The sequence below is a fragment of the Microbacterium sp. H6 genome (assembly GCF_003314775.1).
In the GTDB taxonomy this organism is placed as follows: Bacteria; Actinomycetota; Actinomycetes; order Actinomycetales; family Microbacteriaceae; genus Microbacterium; species Microbacterium oxydans.
This window is the reverse complement of record NZ_QOAY01000308.1, coordinates 3711-6799: the sequence shown is the minus strand read 5'-3', so window position 1 is coordinate 6799 and position 3089 is coordinate 3711. Positions and strand designations below refer to the sequence as shown.

Annotated in this window: 4 protein-coding genes; all 4 read right to left on the bottom strand. The window is 67.6% G+C overall.

Annotation, left to right across the window (positions count from 1 at the left end):
- Positions 1 to 313: FGGY family carbohydrate kinase (locus DSP71_RS21205; RefSeq protein ID WP_258546596.1), on the bottom strand; the 313-nt coding region annotated here is incomplete at its 3' end.
- 118 nt (positions 314 to 431) lie between these two features.
- A complete protein-coding gene (locus DSP71_RS21200) occupies positions 432 to 1448 on the bottom strand; it encodes a substrate-binding domain-containing protein (RefSeq protein WP_171011038.1) in 1017 nt (338 codons plus the stop codon).
- A gap of 125 nt (positions 1449 to 1573) precedes the next feature.
- The gene (locus DSP71_RS21195; RefSeq protein ID WP_045263874.1) at positions 1574 to 2581 is read right to left on the bottom strand and encodes an ABC transporter permease; all 1008 of its coding nucleotides are present in this window, start codon (positions 2579 to 2581) and stop codon (positions 1574 to 1576) included.
- The coding region (locus DSP71_RS21190; RefSeq protein ID WP_147251422.1) for an ATP-binding cassette domain-containing protein at positions 2578 to 3089 on the bottom strand (512 nt) is incomplete at its 5' end. The genes DSP71_RS21190 and DSP71_RS21195, both read right to left, overlap by 4 nt.

Here is a 3089-nt window from a genome sequence, read left to right as displayed (position 1 = left end):
TCACGAGCGCCGCCGCGGCCTCGGCGCTGCGGACGTCGTTCCAGAGCAGGGCGTCACGCACCACGCGCCCCTGCACGTCGAGCGCCACGAGCCCGTGCTGCTGGGCGGCGACCGAGATCGCGGCGACGTCGTGCAGTCCGCCGGCATCGACGATCGCGCTCTGGAGTGCCGACCACCAGGCCTCGGGGTCCACCTCCGTGCCGGACGGATGCGCCGCCCGGCCGGAGCGCACGATCTCTCCCGTCTCCAGGTCGTGCACACTCACCTTGCAGCTCTGCGTGGACGAATCCACCCCGGCGACGTATATCGGCATCCGCTTCTCCCTCATCCGTGAACGACCAGTCCGTGGAACACCAGTGCGTGAGACACCAGTCCGTCGAACACCAGGGCCGCGAAGACACCGAAGCATCTCCGCGGCCCTGGCGCTGCTGTCACTCGGACTGGCCGGTGAGACCCTCGTAGGCGATGTTGCCGCTCTTGAGGTTCTTGTTGGTCATCTCGCTCAGGTTCTTCAGGAACGCGTCGCGCTCCGTGACCACGTGACCGATCGCCTCGTCGACGTTGTCCTTGGTGATCGCGGGCATCAGGTAGACGGGGTTCTCCTTGACGTCCTCGCCCCGCACGATGGCGGCGGCGTAGGCGACACCGGCCGACAGCTCGACCGTGCCGTTCTGCAGCGAGGTTCCGATGAAGTCACCGTTCTTGACGGCCTCGAGGCCGTCGGCGATCCCGTCGATGCCCACGATCGGCACGTCGGTCATGCCGGCTTCTTTGAGCGCCTGCAGTGCACCGAGGCCCATGTCGTCGTTCTGGGCGATCACGCCGTCGATGTCATCGCCGAAGGCCGAGATCCAGTTGCTGACCTTGTTGACGGCCTCATCGCGCTTCCAGTTCGCGGTGTCCTTGGCGAGCACCTTCACGTCGGGGTTCTCGGCGAGCACGTTGTCGATGCCCTTCCCGCGGTTGATCTCGCCCGAGCCTCCGAGCGGTCCCTGCAGGATGATGACGTTTCCCTTCCCGTCGAGGGCGTCCATCATCATCTGCGCCTCCTGCTCACCCGCGGCCACGTCATCGGGCTGCACCGAGCCGGTGAGGTCTTCGCTGTTGAGCGAGGCGTTGACGTCGAAGAAGGGGATGTCGGCGGCCTTCGCGGCGGCGATCTGCGGCTGCAGCGAGTCGGCCTGCACGGGGATGACGACGATCGCGTCGACACCGGCCGTCACGTACTGGTCGACCTGGCTGGCCTGGGTGTTGACGTCGAGGCCCGCGGAGTTCCACAGGATCTCGATGTTGTTCTCGTCGGCGTAGCGCTCGATGCCCTCTTTGCCCTCCGTGACGAAGGACGACATGTCGTAGACGCTCACGCCGATGGTGATGCGCTCCTGACCGCTGTCGTCTGCGCCGCCGGCGTTCGCGTTCGGGTCGCCGGCGCCGCACCCGGCGAGCATCAGTGCTGCGACGGAGGTGACGGCGAAAGCCGCGGCGATGCGGCTCTTCTTGGTGAACATGGGATTCCTCTCGTTGGGTGGTGCGATGAAGCAGGGTCTTCTTCGTCGGGGTGGTCGTCGGTGTGCTAGCGGCTTCGTCGTCGGGTCGCCCACACGTCGACGGCCACCGCCGCGACGATGAGCACGCCCTTGATGACCTTCTGCCAGTACGCGGGCACGGTCAGGATGTCGAGACCGTTGTTGAGCGTCTGGATGAGGAGCAGGCCGAGGGCGGTTCCCCAGATCGAGCCGCGACCGCCGAGCAGGCTCGCCCCGCCGATCACGACGGCAGCGATCGCGTCGAGCTCGTACCCGACGCCGAGGTTCGGTGCGCCGAGGGTGACGCGGCTGGCGAGCATGACGCCGGAGATCCCCGCGAGCATGCCGGAGATGGCGTACACGCTGAAGATGGTGCGGCCCACGTTGATGCCGGCGATGCCCGCGGCGATCGGGTTGCCGCCGATCGCGTACACGCGCATGCCCCACGTGGTGCGGCGCATGATGATCGCGAGTCCCAGGATGCCGACGATCATCAGGATCACCGGGAGCGTGAGCCCGCCGAACTGCGCGTTGGCGATGCGGGAGAAGTCGGCAGGCAGCCCGGTGATGGGGGCGCCGTTGCCCGCGACATAGGCGACGCCGGATGCGAGAGTGAGCATCCCGAGCGTCGCGATGAAGGGTGGCACTTTGATCACCGAGACCACGAAGCCGTTGATCGCGCCGGCGATGAAGCCGACGACGACACCGGCGACGATCGCGAGCCAGATCTGGTCGGGGAAGGCCTTCGCGGTGAGGCTGCCGAAGACGGCGGATGCGGCGATGACACTGCCGACCGACAGGTCGATGCCGCCGGTGAGGATCACGAGCGTCTGTCCGAGGGCGATCAGGGCGAACGGTGCCGCGGCGACGAGGATCGTCTGCAGGTTGTCGACCGTGCCGAAGCGCGCGCTGCGGTAGAGGAAGAAGGCGATGATGAGCACCATCACGATCACCATCGCGTAGCGGATGGCGAGGTCGCCGAACCAGGTGGGGCTGAAGCGTTTCACTTCCGACTCGGGCACGAAGGTCTGCGCGGCGGTGCGGGTGTCGGTCATCGGTCGTCCTTTGCGGAGGGGGCGGTGCTGCTGGCGGGGGCCTCGGAGATGTCGAGTCCACTCGCGAGGCGGAAGATGCGGTCCTGCACGTCGGGCTGCTGGAGGGCGGCCCGGTCGAGCTCGGCGACCACGCCCCCGTCCTTGAGCACGAGAGCGCGATGCGACAGCGCGAGGATCTCCGGCATATCGCTCGAGGCCATGACCACGGCCATGCCGGAGGCGGCGAGGTCGGTGATGATGCGGTAGATCTCGCTGCGGGCGCCGATGTCGACGCCGCGGGTCGGCTCGTCGAGCAGGAGGACCTTGACCTCGCCGGTGAGCCAACGCGCGAGCACGACCTTCTGCTGGTTGCCGCCGGACAGCGTCTCCATGAGCTGCCCGAGGCCGCGGCTGCGCAGCCTCACCGAACTCATGACCTCGGAGACCGCGTCCACGCGGCTGCGGCCCTTGAGCCATCCCGCGACGGAGAACTGATCCATGCGCGGCAGGGTGGCGTTCGCCAGGATGT